This window comes from Nonomuraea sp. NPDC003214, from assembly GCF_053590035.1.
On sequence record NZ_JBSFSX010000007.1, the window covers coordinates 211,026 to 231,398 of the forward strand.

The 20,373-nt window shown below is 73.0% G+C and carries 21 protein-coding genes; 7 read left to right on the forward strand and 14 right to left on the reverse strand.

Annotated features, from left to right (window positions below):
- Positions 1-1,422: an FAD-binding oxidoreductase gene (locus ACWDXC_RS22990; RefSeq protein WP_449985161.1), complete on the reverse strand. Its 1,422-nt coding sequence runs from the start codon at positions 1,420-1,422 to the stop codon at positions 1-3.
- A gap of 127 nt (positions 1,423-1,549) precedes the next feature.
- On the opposite strand from ACWDXC_RS22990, the gene ACWDXC_RS22995 reads away from it, so the two are divergent.
- Both ACWDXC_RS22995 and ACWDXC_RS23000 read left to right on the forward strand, forming a co-directional pair.
- Entirely contained in the window at positions 1,550-2,173 is a 624-nt protein-coding gene (locus ACWDXC_RS22995; RefSeq protein ID WP_449985164.1) for a 4'-phosphopantetheinyl transferase family protein, read from the forward strand.
- Positions 2,174-2,182: 9 nt separating this feature from the next.
- On the forward strand, positions 2,183-2,359 hold the full coding sequence (locus ACWDXC_RS23000) for a hypothetical protein (RefSeq protein ID WP_357590915.1): 177 nt from the start codon (positions 2,183-2,185) through the stop codon (positions 2,357-2,359).
- On the opposite strand, the gene ACWDXC_RS23005 is transcribed toward ACWDXC_RS23000, so the two are convergent.
- Entirely contained in the window at positions 2,356-3,282 is a 927-nt protein-coding gene (locus ACWDXC_RS23005; protein WP_449985167.1) for a cation diffusion facilitator family transporter, read from the reverse strand. The two genes, ACWDXC_RS23000 and ACWDXC_RS23005, sit on opposite strands and share 4 nt — an antisense overlap.
- 33 nt (positions 3,283-3,315) lie before the next feature.
- Between ACWDXC_RS23005 and ACWDXC_RS23010 the strand changes: the two genes are divergently transcribed.
- The 3 genes from ACWDXC_RS23010 to ACWDXC_RS23020 are packed head-to-tail and all read left to right on the forward strand — an operon-like array spanning position 3,316 to position 6,361.
- Positions 3,316-3,774, forward strand: coding sequence for a MarR family winged helix-turn-helix transcriptional regulator (locus tag ACWDXC_RS23010; RefSeq protein WP_219513405.1), 459 nt, complete (start codon positions 3,316-3,318; stop codon positions 3,772-3,774).
- A 59-nt stretch (positions 3,775-3,833) separates the two neighbouring features.
- Positions 3,834-4,514 (forward strand): LppX_LprAFG lipoprotein, encoded by a 681-nt coding sequence (locus ACWDXC_RS23015; protein WP_449985170.1) that lies wholly within the window; start codon positions 3,834-3,836, stop codon positions 4,512-4,514.
- On the forward strand, positions 4,511-6,361 hold the full coding sequence (locus ACWDXC_RS23020) for an MFS transporter (protein WP_449985174.1): 1,851 nt from the start codon (positions 4,511-4,513) through the stop codon (positions 6,359-6,361). The genes ACWDXC_RS23015 and ACWDXC_RS23020 overlap by 4 nt, the downstream gene beginning before the upstream one ends.
- A 43-nt stretch (positions 6,362-6,404) precedes the next feature.
- On the opposite strand, the gene aspS is transcribed toward ACWDXC_RS23020, so the two are convergent.
- The 5 genes from aspS to ACWDXC_RS23045 all read right to left on the reverse strand — a co-directional run bounded on the left by aspS (position 6,405) and on the right by ACWDXC_RS23045 (position 12,034).
- Positions 6,405-7,670 (reverse strand): aspartate--tRNA(Asn) ligase, encoded by a 1,266-nt coding sequence (aspS, locus tag ACWDXC_RS23025; protein WP_449985177.1) that lies wholly within the window; start codon positions 7,668-7,670, stop codon positions 6,405-6,407.
- A gap of 259 nt (positions 7,671-7,929) precedes the next feature.
- Positions 7,930-9,324, reverse strand: coding sequence for a ribosome biogenesis GTPase Der (der, locus tag ACWDXC_RS23030; protein ID WP_449985179.1), 1,395 nt, complete (start codon positions 9,322-9,324; stop codon positions 7,930-7,932).
- 28 nt (positions 9,325-9,352) lie between these two features.
- On the reverse strand, positions 9,353-10,009 hold the full coding sequence (cmk, locus tag ACWDXC_RS23035) for a (d)CMP kinase (RefSeq protein WP_449985182.1): 657 nt from the start codon (positions 10,007-10,009) through the stop codon (positions 9,353-9,355).
- A gap of 52 nt (positions 10,010-10,061) precedes the next feature.
- Positions 10,062-11,420: a carotenoid oxygenase family protein gene (locus tag ACWDXC_RS23040; protein ID WP_219502641.1), complete on the reverse strand. Its 1,359-nt coding sequence runs from the start codon at positions 11,418-11,420 to the stop codon at positions 10,062-10,064.
- Complete coding sequence (locus ACWDXC_RS23045; RefSeq protein ID WP_449985185.1) at positions 11,420-12,034, reverse strand: TetR/AcrR family transcriptional regulator; 615 nt, start codon at positions 12,032-12,034, stop codon at positions 11,420-11,422. Before ACWDXC_RS23045 ends, ACWDXC_RS23040 begins: the two co-directional genes overlap by 1 nt.
- Before the next feature lie 147 nt (positions 12,035-12,181).
- On the opposite strand from ACWDXC_RS23045, the gene ACWDXC_RS23050 reads away from it, so the two are divergent.
- Both ACWDXC_RS23050 and ACWDXC_RS23055 read left to right on the forward strand, forming a co-directional pair.
- Positions 12,182-12,994 (forward strand): glycosyltransferase family 2 protein, encoded by an 813-nt coding sequence (locus tag ACWDXC_RS23050; protein ID WP_449985806.1) that lies wholly within the window; start codon positions 12,182-12,184, stop codon positions 12,992-12,994.
- Between the two features lie 20 nt (positions 12,995-13,014).
- A complete protein-coding gene (locus tag ACWDXC_RS23055; protein WP_219502631.1) occupies positions 13,015-13,209 on the forward strand; it encodes a DUF2795 domain-containing protein in 195 nt (64 codons plus the stop codon).
- A gap of 54 nt (positions 13,210-13,263) precedes the next feature.
- Here the strand turns inward: ACWDXC_RS23055 and ACWDXC_RS23060 are convergent, their stop codons facing one another.
- The 7 genes from ACWDXC_RS23060 to ACWDXC_RS23090 form a co-directional block, all read right to left on the reverse strand.
- Positions 13,264-14,361: a prephenate dehydrogenase gene (locus tag ACWDXC_RS23060; RefSeq protein ID WP_364172116.1), complete on the reverse strand. Its 1,098-nt coding sequence runs from the start codon at positions 14,359-14,361 to the stop codon at positions 13,264-13,266.
- Positions 14,362-14,378: 17 nt separating this feature from the next.
- Positions 14,379-14,738 carry a chorismate mutase gene (gene aroH, locus ACWDXC_RS23065; protein WP_219502624.1) on the reverse strand — a complete coding sequence of 120 codons (360 nt, stop codon included), beginning with the start codon at positions 14,736-14,738 and terminating at the stop codon, positions 14,379-14,381.
- Between the two features lie 70 nt (positions 14,739-14,808).
- Positions 14,809-16,788 (reverse strand): pseudouridine synthase, encoded by a 1,980-nt coding sequence (locus ACWDXC_RS23070; protein ID WP_449985189.1) that lies wholly within the window; start codon positions 16,786-16,788, stop codon positions 14,809-14,811.
- Positions 16,785-17,357 (reverse strand): SMC-Scp complex subunit ScpB, encoded by a 573-nt coding sequence (gene scpB / locus ACWDXC_RS23075; protein WP_219502713.1) that lies wholly within the window; start codon positions 17,355-17,357, stop codon positions 16,785-16,787. Before scpB ends, ACWDXC_RS23070 begins: the two co-directional genes overlap by 4 nt.
- Before the next feature lie 229 nt (positions 17,358-17,586).
- Complete coding sequence (locus tag ACWDXC_RS23080) at positions 17,587-18,396, reverse strand: segregation and condensation protein A (protein WP_219502620.1); 810 nt, start codon at positions 18,394-18,396, stop codon at positions 17,587-17,589.
- Positions 18,393-19,334, reverse strand: coding sequence for a ParA family protein (locus ACWDXC_RS23085; protein ID WP_219502618.1), 942 nt, complete (start codon positions 19,332-19,334; stop codon positions 18,393-18,395). Before ACWDXC_RS23085 ends, ACWDXC_RS23080 begins: the two co-directional genes overlap by 4 nt.
- A 116-nt stretch (positions 19,335-19,450) precedes the next feature.
- Complete coding sequence (locus ACWDXC_RS23090; protein ID WP_449985193.1) at positions 19,451-20,356, reverse strand: site-specific tyrosine recombinase XerD; 906 nt, start codon at positions 20,354-20,356, stop codon at positions 19,451-19,453.
- Positions 20,357-20,373: the final 17 nt, after the last annotated feature.

Sequence of the window (20,373 nt, forward strand, 5' to 3'; positions counted from 1 at the left end):
TCACGGCCGGGGCGGTTCCTCCCGCCCCGGCCGGGGCCTGACGTTGGCGTTCAGGTGGAAGACGTTGTCGGGGTCGTAGGCCGCCTTGACGGCCGCCAGCCGGTCGTACTTCGCCCCGTACGAGGCGCGCACCCGCTCCTCGTCCCGGTCGGCGATGAAGTTCACGTACGAGCCCGTGCCCCCGGCGTACGGGAGCAGCGCCTCCCAGGCGGAGCGCGCCCACTCCCGCTCGGCGGGCAGCTCGTCCGCCGAGGGCGTGATCGCGGCGATGGACATCGTGTAGTGCGGCGCGCGGCTGCCGCTGAACGCGGTGGCGTCGTCGTCCCTGGCGGCGAAGGCGCCGTCGAGCCGGAAGGTCGGCAGGAACGACAGCGGGGAGGACTTGCCCGCCGCCTGCTCGCAGATCGCCGTCATCGCCTCGGGCGTGAGGCCGGGCAGGTCGAGCGCCTTCTCGTAGGCGGAGATCCCCCACGGCGCGCTCTCGTCGAGCAGCGACTGCAGTTGCGTGTACGGCATCGGCGCGACGAACTCGAACAGCGGCTCCAGCTCCCGCCTGATGGCGGCCAGCACCGCCTCGTGCCGCTCGGCCGTGGAGAACCCGGCGACGATCAGCGCGTGGCCGGGGCGCAGCCGGTGCTCCTCGGGCACGAACGGGGCGGGCGGGGCGCTCATCCCGAAGCCGATCAGCACGGCGGCGTCGTCCGGCAGGCCCGTGGCGGCGGCGTCGATGACCTCGGCGGCCTGCCTGCCGCGTTCGGCCTCCCAGAACAGCACGGCGACGTGCACGGCCGGGCCGACGGGGTGCAGCCGGTAGGTGAACGCGGTGACGACGCCGAAGTTGCCGCCGCCGCCCCGCAGGGCCCAGAACAGGTCCGGGTGGTCCCGGGCGGAGGCGTGCACCTGCTCGCCCCCGGCCAGCACCAGGTCGGCCGCCTCGAGGTTGTCGATCGTCAGCCCGTGCCTGTGGGTCAGCCAGCCGAACCCGCCGCCGAGCGTCAGGCCGCCGATGCCGGTGTGGCTGATCGTGCCGCCCGGCGTGGCCAGGCCGTGGGCCTGGGTGGCGGCGTCGACGTCGGCCCAGGTGGCGCCGCCGCAGCAGACCGCGCTGCGGGTGGCGGGGTCGACGTCGACCAGGCGCAGCGGGCTGAGGTCGAGCATGAGGCCGCCGTCGGTGACGGCCGAGCCGCCGAAGCCGTGGCCGCCGCCGCGTACGGAGATCTCCAGCCCTTCCTCGCGGGCGAAGAGCACGCCCGCCGAGACGTCCTCGGGGCCGCTGCACCGGACGATCACGGCGGGGCGGCGGTCGATGGCGCCGTTCCAGATCGAGCGCAGCACGTCGTACTCGGTGTCGTGGCGGGTGACGACCCGCCCGGCGCAGCGGTCGCGGAGCCTGTCGAGCTCCGGCTTGATCAGCTGGACCATGCCGCCACCCCCAGTGCGCGACTTATCCCGAAATATCACTTAATCCTAGGATTTATCCGTATTTGGAGGGGTTGGCGGGCGGTGAAATCCCCCTCAAATTCCCTGCGCGGGAGGTACGATCCACCCAGTGACGATCACTCCTGCGACGGCCCTGGCGGCGGCGATGGGCTGCCCGCCCGACGAGGTGCGCGCGCCCCTGGAGTGGCTGACGGACGTCGAGCGCGACCGCGCCGGGCGCTTCCGCTTCGCCCCCGACCGGATCGCGTTCGTCGCCGCCCACCTGCTGGTACGGCTCTGCGCCGGCCGGGTGCTGGGCGCCGATCCCGGCGAGCTGACGCTGGCGCAGCACTGCGACGTGCACGGGCCGGGGCACGGCAGGCCGTACCTGGTCGAAGCCCCCGAACTGGGCGTGAGCCTCAGCCACACGCGCGGCTACGTGTGCGCGGCGGCCGGCCCCGGCCGCGTCGGCGTGGACGCCGAGCGGGTGCCGCCCGGCCCGCTCGACCGCACGCTGGCCCCGATCGCGCTCACCCCCGCCGAGCTGGCCGGGGCGCGCGGCAACGAGGACCTGATCCGCCACTGGGTGCGCAAGGAGGCGCTGATCAAGCGGGGCGAGCTGACCCTCGCCGAGATGGCCACGGCCGAACCGGACTGGACAGGCCGCCACCTGCTGGAATGGCGCGCGGAGCCGGACGTCCTGGTGGCCGTGATCACCGACTCGCCCGCCACCCGCCTGCCGATGTCCGGATAATGTGGGCGCATGTTCTACAAGAAGCCCCTGGAGGAGCGCATCGCGGACCGGATGGCCCAGCGACGCCCCCTCGAAGAGGGCCGGACGTTCGAGCACGGGCCGGCCAAGTTCGTGTTCGTGTCGCTGCTCGTCGCCGTGGTCGTCATGCACGTCGTCGGCGTGGCGATCGTCATGGCGTTCGACTAGCGGCGGCGGGGCGGGGTGGGGTCGAGGAACACCTGGTCGATGCCGGGGAAGCGCTCCCGCAGCCTGCGGTCCACCTCCTCACAGGCGCGCTCCACACCGCCGGCGCGCACCTCGTCCCGGAAGTCGATCTTCGCCGCGACCAGGAACCGGCCCGGCCCGATGACCATGGTGAGCAGCTCGACCACGTCCTCCACCTCCGGCTGGACGAGGAGCACCGCGCGCACCCCCGTCTCGATCGGCCGCGGCGCCGCCTGGCCGATGAGCAGCGACAGGTTCGCCTGGATGAGCGTGAGCGCGACCACCAGCAGCAGCACGCCGATGAGGACCGACGCCAGGCCGTCCCACAGCGACGACCCGGTGAGCTGCGAGCCGAGCAGCCCCAGCGCCGCGATCACCAGCCCGGCCAGCGCCGCCCCGTCCTCCAGCAGCACCGCCTTCAGCGCCGTGTCGGACGTCTTCGTGGCCAGCCGCAGCGGGCTGACCCGCCACCGGCCCGCCTCGCCGCGCAGCTGCCCGTACGCCTTGAGGAACGACACCCCCTCGATGACGAACGAGACCGCCAGCACCACGTACGCCGGGGTGAGCGCCGACAACTCCTCCCCGCGGACGATCTCGTGCACGCCGTGGGTGATCGAGAACCCGGCGCCGCCCGCCAGCGTCGCGAACGCCGCCATCATCGCCCAGAAGAACCCCGCCTTGCCGTACCCGAACGGATGGCGCCGGTCGGCCGGCTTGCCCGAACGCCGGACCGCGACCAGCAGCAGCACCTCCGTCACCGTGTCGGCCGCCGAGTGCGCCGCCTCCGACAGCATCGCCGCCGACCCGCTGACGATCCCCGCCAGCAGCTTGGCCACCGCGATGGCGAGGTTCGCCGCCCCGGCCACCAGCACGGTGCCCAGGCTCTCTCCCGACTTCTCCCCCACCTTCGTCACTCTACGTGCGCTAGATTGGAGATCATGAGCGCGCCTCGCTGGCTTTCCCCCGCTGAGCAGCGTGCCTGGCGAACCCACCTGGCCCTGCACAAGCTGCTCATGCACCGCCTGGACCGGGAGCTTCAGGAACACGCCCTGTCACTCAACGACTACGAGATCCTGGTCAACCTGTCCGAGAGCCCGGCGCGGCGCATGCGGATGAGCGACCTGGCCGACGCGACCATCCAGTCCCGCAGCCGGCTCTCCCACCAGATCTCCCGGATGGAGGCCAAGGGCCTGGTCACCCGCGAAGACTGCCGCGACGACCGGCGCGGCACGTTCGCCGTGCTGACCGACGAGGGCTGGGAGACGATCCAGCGGGTGGCGCCCGACCACGTGGCCGGGGTGCGCGAGCACTTCGTCGACCGGCTCACCGACGACCAGCTCAAGGAGCTCGAGGCCGCCTACGGGCCCATCGTGGAGCATCTGAAGAAACTGCGCTGACACGCAGTCGATACCGCAGGGGCCGCCCGGGTGTCCGTCCCGCTCGCTACGATCCGCTCATGTTGAGAAAGCTGCTCGTGGTGGCCCTGGCCGTCGTGGCCCTGGCGGCCTGCTCCTCCGCAGGCGAGGGCGCGGCGCTGCCCGCCGGGCCCGACCTGATGCGCCAGGCCGCCGAGGCGATGAAGACGGTCAGATCCGCCGCGTTCTCCATCGCCACCGAGGGCAAGCCGAACGTGCCCGTCAAGAAGGCCGACGGGCGGCTCACCGCCGAGGGCGACGCCGACGGGACCATCACGCTGGAGGTGTTCGGCAACCTCCAGGAGGTGTCGTTCATGCTCATCGGCGACAAGGTCCACTTCAAGGGGCCGACCGGCGGCTACCAGGAGATGACCCGGCAGCAGCTCGCCCAGCTCTACGACCCGTCGCTCATCCTCGACTCCGCCAAGGGCATCCCGGGGCTGCTCGCCACCGCCGCCGACCCGCTCGTCCGGGCCGAGGAGGACGGCGCCTACCGGGTCGACGTGGCCTTCACCGGGCAGGCGCTGAGCACGCTGGTGCCCGGCGTCACCGAGGGCGTCAACGGCACCGTCTGGGTCGACCGGGCCAGCAGCAGGCTCACCAAGGTGCTGCTGCAGCTGCGCGAGGGCACGGTGACGGTCTCGTTCGCCGACTACGACGCGCCGGTGACGATCACGCCCCCGCCGTCGTCATCGTCGTCGTCGGCGCCGTCCGCCGGATGAGGAGCGCCCGCCGGGTCGTCCTCGGCGTGGGCGGGGCGGTGGTGCTGCTCGCCGCCCTCGACGCGTACGTGGTCGTGACCGTCCTCATCGACATCGCCACCGACATCGGCATCCCGCTCAACCGGCTCGAACGGGTCACGCCCGTGGTCACCGGGTTCCTGCTCGGGTACGTGGCGGCGATGCCGCTGCTGGGGCGGCTGTCCGACCGGTTCGGGCGGCGGCCGCTCATCCACGCCTGCCTGGCGGCCTTCGCGGCCGGCTCCGTGCTGACGGCGCTGGCGTCCGGCGAGGTGATGGTGGTGGCCGGCCGCACCGTCCAGGGCGTGGCCGGGGGCGCGCTGCTGCCGATCACGATGGCGCTCATCGGCGACCTGTGGGGCGAGCGGGAGCGCCCCCTGGCCCTCGGCGCGGTCGGGGCCGCCCAGGAGCTCGGCAGCGCCCTCGGGCCCGTCTACGGCGGCCTCCTCGCCGGCGTCCCCGCCGCCTCGCTGCTGGGCGTCGAGGTGGGCGGATGGCACGCCATCTTCTGGATCAACGTCCCTCTCACCCTCGCCGCCGCCCTGGCCGTCCACCACGCCCTCCCCTCCCCCACCAAACCCCCACCCCCCTCCCCCGCAGCTCCCGCCGAGGGCACCCACCCCTCCGGCGAGGACGCCCGCTCTCCGGAAGAACGGCCCCCCGCTGACGCCCCCGCCTCCTCCGGCGGCCCCGGCCTCGCACAGGGGCTCCCCGCACCCGCACAAGCCGTCCCATCGGGAGGGCACGCCGCCGCCGAAACCCCCGGTTCCCCCGGGCTCGTGGACGGGCTCCCCGCGCCCGCGCAACCCCTCCCCTTGGAAGGACCCGCCCCCGCCGAGGGCGCCCACCCTTCCGACGTGCCCATCCCCGCCGAGGGCGCCCGTGCCCTGGAGGGGCGGGGTTCCGTCGAAGAGGCTGTGGAGCAGGCCGGGAGCAAGGGTTCTCAGGCGGAGGCGGTGGATCTGGTCGGGGGCGGGTTGCTGGCGCTGGCGCTGGCGTTGCTCGTGGTGGGTCTGTACAACCCGGATCCCGCCCATGCCGTCCTGCCGCCGTGGGGCCTGCCGGTGATCGGGGCGGGCCTGGTGGCGGGGGCGGCGTTCGTGTGGTGGGAGATCCGCTCCCCGGTGCGCCTGCTGGATCTGTCGCGGGTGCGCAAGGGCCCGCTGCTGGCGACGCTGGCGGTGAGCTTCCTGACGGGCGCGGCGCTCCTGGTGACGATGGTGTTCGTGCAGTTCACGGCGCAGACGCTGCTGGGGCTGGACGCGCTGGACGGGGCGCTGGTGCTGGGCCGGTTCCTGATCGCGCTGCCGGTGGGCGCGCTGCTGGGCGGGCTGCTGGCGCGCCGGTTGGGCGATCGGCTGGTGACCGTGGGCGGGCTGCTGGTGGCGGCGGCCGGTTATGCGCTGATGAGCCGGTGGCCGCTGGAGCTGGCGGAGGCGCGGGCGATGGTGGACGGCACGCTGGTGGTGGCGGGGCTGGGGGTGGGCCTGGTGATCGCGCCGGTGTCGGCGGCGGTGCTGCGGCTGACGCCGCCGCGCCAGCACGGGGTGGCCTCGTCGGCGGTCGTGGTGGCGCGGATGATGGGCATGCTCATCGGCATCGCCGCCGTGTCCGCGTGGGGTTTCTACCGGTTCCAGTCGCTCACGGCGCATCTGGACACGCCGCTGCCGTTCGGCGTCGACGCGGCGGTCTACGCCGAGCGGCTGGAGGCGTACACGGCGCGGGTGGAGGCGGCGCTGCATGTCGAGTACACGGAGATGTTCCTGGTGACGGCGTTCATCTGCCTGGCGGGCGCGGCGGTCGCGCTGCTGATGCCCAGGAAGGGGTGACCCGCCCCCGGCAGAGGCGGGTCACCCCGGAGTCACCCCGGGGTCACGGCGTGAGGCGGTGCAGGTCGCGCGGGAACGCGGTGACCTGCCGGATGTTGGCGGCGCCGGTGAGCCGGGCGGTCCAGCGTTCCAGCCCGATCGCGAACCCTCCGTGCGGCGGCATCCCGTACGCGAACGCCTGGAGGTAGCCCTCGTACGGGGCGGTGTCCTCACCCCGGGCGGCGAGGGCGTCCAGGTAGTCCTGGTGCCGGTGCAGCCGCTGTCCTCCGGTCACCAGTTCCAGCCCTCTGAAGAGCAGGTCGAAGCCGTTGGAGTAGCCGGGCCGGTCAGGGTCGGGATGGGTGTAGAAGGGTCGTTTGGCCATCGGGTAGCCGGTCACGTACAGGAACTCGGACCCGTGCTCGGCGAGCGCCCATTCCGACAGCCACCGTTCCTGGGCGGGTGACAGGTCGGGTTCGTCCTCGCCGGTCATGCGCTGCGCCTCGGTGAAGTGGATGGCGGGGATCTCCTGGGGCACGTCGGGCAGCCGGGCGCCGAGCGTGGCGACGGCGGCGGGGGCGTGGTCCCGTACGGAGTCGAGCATGCCCGCCAGGGCTTCGCGCAGGACCGCCATCACGTCGCGGTGGTCGCGCACGAAGCCGAGCTCGGCGTCCAGGCTGGTGTACTGGGCGAGGTGGCGGACGGTGTCGTGCGGTTCGGCGCGGAACACCGGCCCCACCTCGTAGACCCGCTCGAACACGCCGACCATCGCCTGCTTGTAGAACTGGGGCGACTGGGCGAGGTAGGCGGGCCGGCCGAAGTAGCCGATGCCGAAGACGTTCGCGCCGGACTCGGTGGCCGAGGCGACGATCTTGGGCGTGTGGACCTCGGTGAAGCCGAGCCGGTCGAGCGTGCCGCGGAACCCGGCGACGGACGCGGCGGAGATCTCCAGGGGCGCGCGCAGCGCCGGGTGGCGCAGCGCGGCGGGGGCGTGGTCGAGCACCGTCGGCAGCGCGGCGGGGATCGACGGCCGGTAGAGGTCGAACGGCGGCGCCTGAACCGGCTCGGTCAGCACGCGCACCTGGGCCTCGGTGAGTTCGACGCCGCCTGGCGCCTGCTCGCCGGCCGTCACGGTGCCGGTGACCTCGACGACGCTCTCCTCGCCGGGCAGGGCGGCGTCGTGGAAGACCGCCTGGGCGAGCCCGGCTCGGTCCCTGACGATGAGGAAGGACACGGATTTCAGTTGCCGGCGGCGATGGACCCAGCCGGCGATCGTCACTCGTCGTCCGGCGAACTCGGCGAGCTCGGCGGACAGGACACGAGAGATCATCACAACTCCTCGCGGATATGCGTGACCCCTTGGGAGTGCGGGGGAGAAGGGAGCTCCCGGTGCCACCGCACTTTCACCGCCCGCGAGGGGCGGCCTCCAGGACCCGATGACGGGGGTCAGACCGGCGAGGCATTTCCTCCTCGCACTCGGGAGTGTCTTCACCGGGGGGCGCGGGGCCGCCTTCACAGCGCCCGGCGGCTCTCTCGGCCCGCGCGGGCCCCGGTTACTCGTCTCCGTCTACGCGTTGTCCCGCATCGTATCAGCGGTCCTTCTTCGGGCGCTTCTCGCGGATCTTCATCGTGACCTCGATGGGCGATCCGGCGAAGCCGAACTCCTCGCGGATGCGCCGCTCGATGAAGCGGCGGTAGGTGTCCTCCAGCCAGCCCGAGGTGAACAGCACGAACTTGGGCGGCTCGATGGACGCCTGGGTGGCGAACAGGATCTTCGGCTGCTTGCCGCCGCGCACGGGGGGCGGCGTCTGCTGGATCAGCTCGGTGAGGAACGCGTTCAGCCTGGACGTGGGCACCCGCGTGGACCAGGAGTCGAGCGCCTTCTCCAGGGCCGGGACGAGCCGGTCCATGTGGCGGCCGGTCTTGGCGGAGATGTTGACGCGCAGCGCCCACGGGGTGCGGACGAGCTGGCGGTCGATCTCCTTCTCCAGGTAGTAGCGGCGGTCCTCGTCGACCAGGTCCCACTTGTTGAAGGCGACGACCATGGCGCGGCCGGACTCGATGACCAGGGTGATGATGCGCAGGTCCTGCTCGGTGAGCGGCTCGCTGGCGTCGATGAGCACGATCGCCACCTCCGAGCGCTCCAGCGCCGCCCTGGTGCGCATGGCGGCGTAGAAGTCGGCGCCCTGCAGCTCGCGGTCGCGCCGCCGGATGCCGGCGGTGTCGACGAAGCGCCAGGTGCGCCCGCCGAGCTCGATCAGCTCGTCGACCGGGTCGCGGGTGGTGCCGGCCATCGGGTCGACGAGCACCCGCTCCTCGCCCGCGAGCTTGTTGAGCAGCGAGGACTTGCCGACGTTGGGCTTGCCGAGCAGCGCCACCCGGTAGGGGCCGCGCTGCTCGCCGAACGTGACGGCGGGCGTCTCGGGGAGCGCGTCGAGCACGACGTCGAGCAGGTCGCCGCTGGAGCGGCCGTGCAGGGCGGAGACCGGGTGGGGCTCGCCCAGGCCGAGCGACCACAGGGCCGCGGCCTCCAGCTCGAGCTGCTGGTTGTCGACCTTGTTGGCGGCCAGGATGACCGGTTTGCCGGACTGCCGCAGCACCGAGCCGACGATCTCGTCGGCGTCGGTGGCGCCCACGCTCGCGTCGACCACGAACACGATGACGTCGGCCAGCTCGACGGCGACCTGCGCCTGCTCGGCGATGCGCAGGTTCATGCCGGTGGCGTCGGGGTCCCAGCCGCCGGTGTCGACGACGGTGAAGCGGCGGCCACGCCAGTTGGCCTCGTAGGTGACGCGGTCGCGGGTCACGCCCGGCACGTCTTCGACGACCGCCTCACGGCGGCCGATGACCCGGTTGACCAGCGTCGACTTGCCCACGTTGGGGCGGCCGACGATGGCCACGACCGGGAGCGGGCCGCTGTCGGCCTGCTCGTCGGATACTTCGAGATCGTCGAGGTCTGCCTCGACCCAATCCCCCGTTGACACAGTGTTCGTCCTTATGAGTCCCGCACCCTCAGGTGCGCTCCTTGACCAGTCTCAGCACCTCCGCGATGACCTCCTCGAGGTTGAGCGCGGTGGTGTCGAGCTCGACGGCGCCAGCCGCCATCGAGAGTGGATCCGTCTTGCGTGTCGAGTCCAGGGTGTCACGCCTGGCCAGGGCCGCGACCTGCGCCTCGGCCGTGGTGCCGGTCAGCTCCGCGGAGCGCCGCAGGGCGCGGGCCTCGGGGCTGGCCGTCAGGAAGATCTTGACGGGGGCGGCGGGAGCGACGACGGTGCCGATGTCGCGGCCCTCGACCACGATGCCCCCGGCGCCGATGATCTCCCGCTGGAGCGCGACCAGCCGGGCGCGCACCTCGGGGACCGCCGCCACGGCGGACACCGCGCCGGTCACCTCGTCCTCGCGGATCGGCCCGGACACGTCCGTGCCGCCGACGTGGATGGACGGGGCGTCGGGGTCGGTGCCGGAGACGATCTCGGCCTCGCCGCAGCGCGCCGCGACGGCCTCCGGGTCGGTGAGGTCGACGCCCTGCTTGAGCATCCACCAGGTCATGGCCCGGTATTGGGCGCCGGTGTCCAGGTAGCGCAGACCCAGCGCGCGGGCGACTCCGCGCGACGCGCTCGACTTGCCCGACCCCGAAGGGCCGTCCATGGCGACGACCAGACCGGTCACGACTCTCCCTCTTCAGCTTCTTTACCCAACCTGAAGAGGCTACCGCCTCCCGTCAGTCGGCGACCCAGCTCCCGTGGAAGCCGAGCGGCACCCGGGCGGGCAGGTGGACGACGGCGACGGGTTCGCCGGTGAAGTCCTGCGCCGGGAGGATCACCAGGTCGGCGGCGCCCCGGTCGGGGTTGTTGACGTAGGAGAGCACGTACCCGTCGTCCTCGGCCTCGCCGGCGGCGACGAACACCGGCTCGCCCACGTACGCGCCGCGGCCGAACTGCCGCCGCTCCTGGGTGCCGCTCCTGAGGTCGTGCTTGACGAGCGTGTTGTCGAACGCCTCGTCGGGCAGGTCCTCCATCTCGGCGTCGCCGGGGTAGAGGACGTCCGTCAGGTCGTGGGTGGCGGCGGTGTAGCCGTAGCGGTAGGGCAGGCCGGTGCGCCGCTCGTCCATGCGGGGGAACTCCTGGGCCCGCTCGTCCAGCCGGGTCCGGCTCACCCGGCCGGACGCCGGGTCGATCCGCCACCGGTCGAGCGTCGGCTCGCCGCCGCGGTCGAGGCGGGCGTCGACGAACCGCTTGGGGTAGCTGACCACGTCGACGACGACCTGGTCGCCGTCGTCGTAGGCGTTGAGGGTGTGGAAGACCCAGCACGGCTCGATCTCCACCCAGCGGATCTCGCCGGTCGCGCGCGACATCAGGCCGACGCGGGAGGGGTGGTCGTCGTTCCACGCGTACGGCATCGGCGCGCCCTGCTCGGCGTGGGCCATGCTGAACGTCACCGGCAGGTCGTACAGGACGACGTAGCGGGCGGTGAGCGCGAAGTCGTGCATCATCGGCTTGTCGGCGAGCTGGATGTCGCGCGTGTGGATCACCGTGCCCTTGGCGTCGAGCACGATGTGCTGGTTGTGGTCCCAGTTGACGGAGTACGCGACCGCGTGGAGCTCGCCGGTGACCGGGTCGAGGTGGGTGTGGGCGGCGTAACCGCCGGGCAGGCCGCCGTCGAAGTCGACCGGGCCGAGCGTCTCGAGCTCGTAGTCCAGCTCGTACGGCAGCGTGCCGGCCTCCATCGTCGCGTACGTGCGCCCGGCCACGCCGATCACGTGGGTGTTGGGCGAGAAGTCCAGGCCGGCGTGCGACAGCGCGGACCTGGGCTGCTCGCCGAGCCGCCCGGCGACGTCGACGCTGCGGACCCACCGGTTGCGGTACCACTCGGCGCGGCCGTCGCGCAGCCGCACGCCGTGCACCATGCCCGCGCCGAGGAACAGGTGGGAGGCGCCGGGGTCGTCGAGGCCGAGCGGGTTGGGCCCGTTGCGCAGGTAGCGGCCGTTGAGCTCGGCCGGGATCCGGCCGGTGACCGGCAGGTCGTAGGCGGTGATCTCCTCGGTCGCGGGCGTGAATCCGCCCCGGTACGGGGTGTCCATCAGGTGGTCCTCTCGTCGTGGGTCAGGAAGGGGTGGAGCACCGAGGCGCAGAGGAGCCGGTAACGCGCCTCGGCCTCCTCCGGCTCGAAGTAACCGGAGATCTCCAGGCTCACGGCGCCGTGCATGGCCATCCAGAGCACGTCGGAGATCTCCACGGCGGCGGGACCGCGCAGCAGGCCGGTGTCGAGGCACTGCTGGACCCAGGTCACGAGCAGGTCGAAGGTCCGGCGCGCCGCGTGTGCCGCGTCGGCGCCGGGCTCGAACCGGGACAGCGCGCCCATGAACATGGCCCGGTAGTAGTCGGGCTGGTCCAGCGCGTACGCCCGGTAGGCGGTGATCCCGACCTGCAGGCGCTCCAGGGGCCCGTCGCCGGGCACCGAGAGCAGCCGCTGCTCGAACCGGGCGAACCCCTCCAGCCAGAGCGCCTCGGCGAGGCCGTCCTTGCCGCCGAAGAGCGTGTAGATCACTTTCGTGGAGCAGCCCGCCTCGCCGGAGATCCGGCGCACGGTCAGCGCGGCGGGGCCCTCGGTCACCAGGAGGTGGGTCGCGGTGTCGAGGATGGCGGCCCGGACGACGTCCTGGCCTTCGCGCTGGGCCTGCTGGTACACGGTCACTGGTAACACCGTTTCTGCACGGTAACACTGTTACCGTCTTTCTATCGCACCCGCCGCCCGGCGTCAACGCGAGTAAGCCGGTCCTCACCGGAAAGGTGAGGCCGTGTGACGGACAACTCCAGCCGGGTGACGGTCGTCGTGGCCACGATGAACCGGCTGCGCGCGCTGCAACGCTCGCTCCCCCGCCATCCGGGGCCGGTGATCCTCGTCGACAACGGCTCCACCGACGGCACTCCCGGCTTCGTCCGGCGCCACTTCCCGCACGTGCGCGTGGTCGAGGCGGGCCGCAACCTCGGCGCGCCCGCCAGGAACATCGGCGTCAAGCTGGCCGAGACGCCGGACGTGGCCTTCGCCGACGACGACTCCTGGTGGGCCGGAGGCGCGCTGGAACGGGCCGCCGACCTGTTCGACGCCCATCCGCGGCTGGCCCTGCTCGGCGCGCGGGTGCTGGTGGGCCCCGGGGAACGGCTCGACCCGGTCAGCGAGCTGATGCGCGACTCCCCGCTCGGCGTCGACGCCGACCTGCCGGGACCGAGCGTCCTGGGCTTCCTGGCCTGCGGGGCGGTGGTGCGCAGGGATGCCTTCCTGGAGGCGGGCGGGTTCGACGACGTCGTCTTCTTCTTCGGGGAGGAGGAGCGCCTGGCGGTGGACCTGGCCGCGCGCGGCTGGGGGCTGGCCTACGTCGACGACGTGGTGGCCCACCACCACCCCGCGCCGCCCCGCGACCCGGCCGGCCGCCAGTCGCTGGCCGTGCGCAACGCCGTCCTCACCGCCGTCCTGCGCCGCCCCTGGCGCGTGGTGGCGCTGCTCTCGCTCGACGCCGTACGCCGCGGCCCGCGCGGCTGGCACGGCCTGCGTACGGCGCTCCCCCGGCTGCGGCGGGCCCTGGCGCAGCGCCGGGAGCTGCCGCCCGAGGTGGAACGCGCCCGTCGCCTTCTGGGCAATGGTTACAAATCGTGACAGTCGGGTAACAAAGAGCCATGACTACTGCATCGAATCCGATCCAGCTCCAGAAGCACCTCAAGGGCGTCGACTACCCGGCCACCAAGGCCGACCTGATCGCCGCCGCCCGCCGCCAGGGGGCCGACCAGGCCACGCTGAAGGCGCTGGAAGCCATGCCCGACCGCCAGTACGACGGCCCCAACGCCGTGAGCCAGGCGGTCACCCAGCGCTGACCCGTCGGCGCTTCGGAGGGTCCCGGTGGACGTCCACCGGGGCCCTTCGGCGATCTAGGGCACCTGCCAGCCGCGCTCGACCAGCGCCTGGCTCAGCCGGGCCGCCGAATCGGGCTGCACCGACAGCTCGGCCACACCCAGCGGCAGGCCGGGCGCGTGCTCCAGTCGGACGTCCTCGACGTTGACGCCGACCTCGTCGCACACCTGGAAGAGCCGGGCCAGCTGGCCCGGACGGTCGCCGATGACGACCTGGACCACCACGTACGCCGGCGCCGGGCCGCCGTGCTTGCCCGGGATGCGGCCGTGACCGGCCACGCCGCGCTTGAGCAGCTGGGTCACCTCGCCGCCCGCCGTGCCGTCACCCCCGGCCAGCGCGCGCAGCGCCGACGCGGCGTCGGCCAGGTCACGCGAGACCGCCTCCAGCACCTCGGCCACCGGGGCCGCGTTGCCCGACAGGATGCCCAGCCACAGCCCGGGATCGCCGCCCGCGATCCGCGTCACGTCACGCACGCCCTGCCCCGCCAGCCCGAGCGCCACGTCGGAGGCGTCGGCCAGCCGGGCGGCCACCGCCGAGGCGGCCACGTGCGGCGCGTGCGAGACGACCGCCACCGCCCGGTCATGGTCGGCGGCGTCCACCTCGACCGGGTTGGCGCCGCACAGCTCGATCAGCCGCAGCACCGCCGCGACCGCCTCGCCCGACGCCTCGCCGGTGGGACAGTAGGCCCACGGACGGCCCAGGAACAGGTCGGCGCGCGCCGCCCCCGGCCCCGACCGCTCGCGCCCGGCCAGCGGGTGCGAGGCCACGTAGGCCGCCAGGTCGCAGCCCAGCCGCGCCGCCTGCTCGATCGGCTCCGCCTTGACGCTGGCCACGTCGGTGTAGAAGCGGGCCACGCCGCGCTTCTGCAGCTCCAGCAGCTCGGTCGCCACCTGGCCCGGCGGCACCGCGATCACCGCGAGATCCGCCGCCGGCCCGTCATCCTGGCCCCCGGGCTGCCACTCCTCGCCCGCGCCCAGCTCCCGGGCCAGTCGCACGGCGCCCGGATCGCGGTCGGCGAGCAGCACCCGCACGTCCTTGCGCCGCAGCGCCAGCGCCAGCGAGGTGCCGATGAGACCGGTGCCCACAACCAGCACGGTGCGCAGTTCGGTGGCCATGTCGTCGTCCCGGGATCCTATTGAGCGATGTCCTGCCGGAGCGCGACCGCGCCCCGCAGGTAGACGTGCTGGACGGCCGAGCGCGGCCGGTCGGTCTCGACGTGCGCCATCAGCCGCACCACCCGCGGCAGCGCGCCCGGCACGTCGATCTCCGTGGTGCAGATCAGCGGCACCTCGTGGAAGCCCAGCTTGCGCGCCGCCAGCGCGGGGAACTCCGCGGTCAGGTCGGGCGTCGCCGTGAACAGCACGCTGATCACGTCATCCGTGGTGAGCTCGTTACGCTCCATGATCTGGGTGACCAACTCGGTCGTGGCCTCGATGATCGAGCCACGGTCGTTGGCATCCACCTGGATCGCCCCGCGGATCGCCCGCACCATGCGCTTCGCCCCTTCGATAAGCGGGAGAGCCCGTGCGGAGGGTCGCACGGGCTCCTGCGTCGCGGCCAGATTACAGCTTCACGGCCGCGTAAAGCTCGCCGACCTCCTTCAGGGACAGCGCCCTGACGGTGCCCGGCTTCGTCCGCCCCAGCTTGACCGGCCCGAACTCGATCCGCGCCAGATCGATCACCCGGTGGCCCGCCTCCTCCAGCATGCGGCGCACCACGTGCTTGCGGCCCTCGTGCAGCACCACCTCGACCAGCGCCTGCTGGCCGTGCTCCTGCACGATCGCGAAACTGTCGGCCCTGGCCAGGCCGTCCTCCAGCTCGATCCCCTGCTTGAGCCTGCGGCCCAGGTCACGCGGGATCGGCCCGGGCACCTTCGCCCAGTACTTCTTCTGCACCCCGTAGCTGGGATGCGTCAGCCGGTTGGCCAGCTCGCCGTCGTTCGTGAGCAGCAGCAGGCCCTCGGTCTCGGTGTCGAGCCTGCCCACGTGGAACAGCCTCGGCGCCAGCTCCTCCACGAAGTCGGCCAGGCACGGCCGGCCCTGCGGGTCGTCCATCGTCGACACGACGCCGATCGGCTTGTTCAGCGCGTAGTAGACCAGGTCGGGGGCCGTCGGGATGCGCTTGCCGTCGACGTGGATCACCTGCGTGGCCGGGTCCACCTTGGCCCCGAACCTGCGCACCACCTGGCCGTTCACGGTGACCCGGCCGTCGCCGATCATCTCCTCGCAGGCCCTGCGGCTGGCGACGCCCGCCTGGGCGAGCACCTTCTGCAGCCGTACGCCGTCCGGCACCTCGGTGGTGTCACGCTCGTCGGTGTAGCCGTCGGGGAAGAAGTCACGGTCGCGCATGGGCTGCCGCGCCGTCTTGAACCGGTCACGCGCCGGCCCGCCCTCGCCCCGGCCGCCGCCTGAGCCGCCGGGGCCGCCGAACCCGCCGTCGCGCCTCCCGCCGTCGCGGCGCGCGCCGCCGATGGTCTGCACGCCGTCACGCCCGGAGGTACGCCCGCCGCGCCCGGAGTCGTCACGCCGGCCGAACCGGCCCCGCGATCCGCCGCGCGCCGCGTCGTCCCTGCGCCCGCTCCGATCGGCCCGGAACCCGCCACGCTCCTCGCGCGGCCCCCGGGTCTCCCCGGAGCCGCGCCCGGCGCCCTCACGCCCCTCGTACCGGTCACGCCCGGCATACCGGTCACCGCCCTGGTAGCGGTCACGCCCGTCAGAGCGGTCGCCACCCTGGTAGCGGTCGCGGCCCTCGAACCTGTCGCGGCCCTCGGCACGGTCACGGCTCTCGAACCTGTCACGGCTCTCGAAGCGGTCACGGCCTTCGTTCCGGTCGCCGCCGCTGAAGCCCGTACGCTCGCGGGCGTCTCGGGTGGCGGGGCGGCCGTAGCGGGCGCGGGAGCCGCCACGGTCGGCGCGCAGCCCGTCACGGGCGCTCTCGTCCCTGAACCCGCGCTCAGCCGTGCCCCGGCCCTCGGAACGGAACCCGCCCCGCTCGTCGCGGGACCCGCGCCGGTCGCCGCGGAAACCCTCACCGTCGCGGAACCTGTCACGGTCACCGCGCCCGCTCGGGGCCCCGGCGCGCCGGTCCCCCTGGTAGCCGGCCCGGTCGTCACGGCCCCGCGAGTCCCCGCCACGGGAACCGTCCCGGAACCCACCACCGCGCGAACCCGCGCGGTCCTGGAACCCGCCACCGCGCGAGCCCGCGCGGTCCTGATAGCCGCCGCTCCGCGAACCGGAGCGGTCCTGGAAGCCGCCGCCGCCGCGCGAACCGGCGCGGTCGTCACGGCCGCCGCGGTCGTCGCGGAAGCCGCCGCGCTCGCCTCGGCGGGAGGCGCGGAAGTCGTCGCGGCGCGCGTCGCCGCGGGTGTCGTCGCGGCGGGGGCCGCCGCGTTCGCCATCTCGATGGGAACCGCCACGGAAGTCGTCGCGGCGTCCGCCGCGGCTGTCGTCCGAGCGGAAGGCGGGACGCCCGCCGCGGCCGGAGCCGCCCGCGCGTCCTCGACCGCGTCCCTCACCGGACGGGGTGCTTCGCCTGTTGATCACTTTGTCGTCTCCTCGAGGTTTTCCACGTCGTCGGGGAGGAAGGGCGCGAGCTCGGGGAGCTCGCTGATGTCCCGCAGTCCCAGACGTTCAAGGAAGTATGAGCTTGTCCGGTAGAGCACCGCTTGGCTCTCCGGGTCGGTGCCGGCCTCTTCGACCAGCCCTCTCGCGACGAGCGTCCGCATGACGCCGTCGCTGTTGACGCCGCGTACGGCGGCGACACGGGCGCGGCTCACCGGTTGCCGGTAGGCCACGACCGCGAGAGTCTCCAGCGCGGCCTGGGTCAGCCGCGTCTGCTGGCCGTCGCGTACGAACCGCTCGACCAGCCCGGCGCAGTCGGCGCGCGTGTAGTAACGCCAGCCGCCCGCGACCTCTCTCAGATCGAAACCCCGCCCGGCGGCAGTGTATTCCTCGGCCAGCTCCCGCAGCGCCGCCGCCACCTCGTGCGTGGGCCTCTCCAGCACCTGCGCCAGCGTCACCTCGGCCACCGGCTCGTCGACGACGAGCAGGATGGCCTCCAGCGCCGCCTTGAGCCCGGGCCCTTCCCCGGACCCCTGAGCCGCCTCCCCCACCGCACGCGCCGCGCCGGGCTCCGCCGTCCCGGCGCCGGGAAGGGGCGGCACGTCGTCCGCCTCCGGAAGAAGGTCAGCCACCTCGTCCGGGGACACCGCCGCGCCGGGCTCCACCGTCTCGTTGCCCGCCGTGCCGGCGTCTGGAGGCTCCGGTTGGGGGTCGGTCAGGGCGCCGGGGAGGGTCATCCAGGCGGGGATGCGGTCGGCGCCGCGAGGGGCCTGGGGGTGGTCAGTCATCTGCTGCTTTCTCCGCGCTCTCCTCGTAGTCGTCCCCCACCGAGACGTCGCCGTCGTCGGCGCCCGTCCAGGTGACGTGCAGGTCGCCGAGCGGTTCGAGCTGGTCGAAGGTGACCGCCGACTCCCGGAAGAGCTCCAGGACGGCGAGGAAGCGGGCGATGACCTCGAAGGTGCCCTCGCAGTCGGCGACCAGGGCCCTGAAGGTGGCTCTGCGCATGCGGCGCAGCCGCTCGACCAGGATAGCGGCTTGTTCGCGGACGCTGGCGAGTGGTTGGTAGATGTGGCCGACGCTGACGGTGGGCGGCAGCTTCGGGGTGAAGGCCTTGGCGGCGATGCGGGCGAGCTGTTCGGGCCCGATGCCGAGGATGAGCTCGGGCAGCAGGTTGGCGAACTGGGGCTCCAGGGGGACGGTGCGGGGGAAGCGGAGCGCCTCGTCGGCCATGCGCCCGGCGAAGACCTTGGCCACCTCCTTGTACGCCTTGTACTGCAGGAGGCGGGCGAACAGCAGGTCGCGGGCCTCCAGCAGGGCGAGGTCCTCCTCGTCCTCGACCTCGCCGGAGGGCAGCAGCCGGGCGGCTTTCAGGTCGAGCAGCGTGGCGGCGACGAGCAGGAAGTGGCTGGTCTGGTCGAGGTCCCATTCGGGGCCGCGGGACCGGATGTAGGCGATGAACTCGTCGGTCACCTGGGACAGCGAGACCTCGGTGATGTCGAGCTTGTGCTTGGCGATCAGGCCGAGGAGCAGATCGAAGGGGCCTTCGAAGACGTCCAGGTGGACCTGGAATCCCTGCTGCTGCTCGGTCACCTGGCCATTGTCGCAGCCGCGGGCCAGCGCGAGAGCACCTCGCGCGCCAGCTCACGGTAGGCGTTGGCGCCCAGGGACGAGGGGTCGAAGGTGGTGATGGGCTCGCCGGCGACGGTGGCGTCGGGGAAGCGCACCGTACGGTTGATCACGGTGTGGAACACCTTGTCGCCGAACGCCTCGACGACGCGGGCGAGCACCTCGCGGCCGTGGAGGGTACGGGCGTCGTACATGGTGGCGAGCAGGCCCTCGATCTCGAGGTCCTCGTTGAGCCGCTCCTGGACCTTGGTGATGGTGTCCATGAGCAGGGCGACGCCGCGCAGCGCGAAGAACTCGCACTCCAGCGGCACCATGACGCCCTGGGCGCAGGTGAGCGCGTTGATGGTGAGCAGGCCGAGCGACGGCTGGCAGTCGATGAGGCAGACGTCGTAGTGCGGCAGCAGCGGCTTGATGACGCGGCCGAGCACCTGCTCGCGGGCGACCTCGGTGACGAGCTGGACCTCGGCCGCGGACAGGTCGATGTTGCTGGGCAGCAGGTCGAGGCCCTCGACGCCGGTCTCCAGCAGCACGTCCTCGGCGGTGACGTTGCGCTCCATCAGCAGGTTGTAGACCGTGAGGTCGAGCTGGAGCGGGTTGATGCCGAGGCCGACGGACAGGGCGCCCTGCGGGTCGAAGTCGACGAGCAGCACCTTGAGGCCGTATTCGACGAGGGCGGCGCCGAGGTTGATGGTGGTGGTGGTCTTGCCGACCCCGCCCTTCTGGTTGACCATGGCGACCACGCGGGCCGGGCCGTGGACGTCGCGCGGCGCGGGCTCGGGGAACACCGGCCGGGGGCGCTGGGTCGGGCCCAGGTTGACGCCCGTGGAGGGCGCGTTGGTCTTCGTGTCTCCCCAGGGGTTGTCGGGGGTCCCCGGGGCCGAACCGTTGGTCTTCACAGTCACCAGCTCGAACCTCCCTGACGATCCCGAACCGGACCGTCCGGACGGACACTATGGCGTCACCACTTAACGCGGCAAGGCGGCACGCCGATGTGCCGCACGACCCAAAAGACTATAGATCACTGGCGGGCCCGTGGATGCGCCGCCGCGTAGACCTCGCGAAGTTTGTCGACGGTGACGAGCGTGTAGACCTGGGTGGTGGTGACGGAGGCGTGGCCGAGCAGCTCCTGGACGACCCGGACGTCGGCGCCGCCGTCGAGCAGGTGGGTGGCGAAGGAGTGGCGCAGCACGTGGGGTGAGATCCCGGCGAGGCCGGCGCGCACGGCGGCGGCCTGGAGCACCTCCCAGGCGCCCTGGCGGGTCAGCCGGCCGCCTCTGGCGTTGAGGAACACGGCGGAGGTGCCGCGGCCGTGGGCGAGCAGGCCGGGCCTGGCGCGCACGACGTAGGCGTCGAGGGCGGCGCGGGCGTAGCGGCCGAGGGGGACGATGCGGGTGCGGCCGCCCTTGCCGCGCAGCCGTACCTGGTCGTCCTCCAGATCGTCGACCGCCAGGCCGACGGCTTCGGAGATGCGGGCGCCGGTGCCGTACAGGACTTCGAGCAGGGCGCGGTTGCGCAGGGTGAGGGGGGCGCCGTCGGGGCCGGAGGCGGCGATGAGGCGTTCGACCTCGTCGACGGCGATGGCCTTGGGCAGGCGGCGGAGCTGGCGCGGCGGCCGTACCTGGTCGGCGGGGTCGTGGGCGGTGACGCCTTCGCGCAGGGCGAAGCGGTGCAGGCCGCGCACGGCGGAGACGGCGCGCGCGGCCGAGCTGGCCACGAGCGCCGGGTGGTCGCCGTCGCCCTCGCGCAGGGCGGCGAGGAAGGCGCGCACGTCGGCCTCCCCCACCTCGTCGAGGCGGAGGCGGCCGCGGGCGCGCAGGTGTTCCAGGTAGCGGCGCAGGTCGCGACGGTAGGAGGCGAGCGTGTTGGCAGCCAGGCCCCGCTCCACCGCCAAATGGGCGAGGTAGCTGGAGAGCACCGCCTCCACGATGGTCCTTCCGGTCG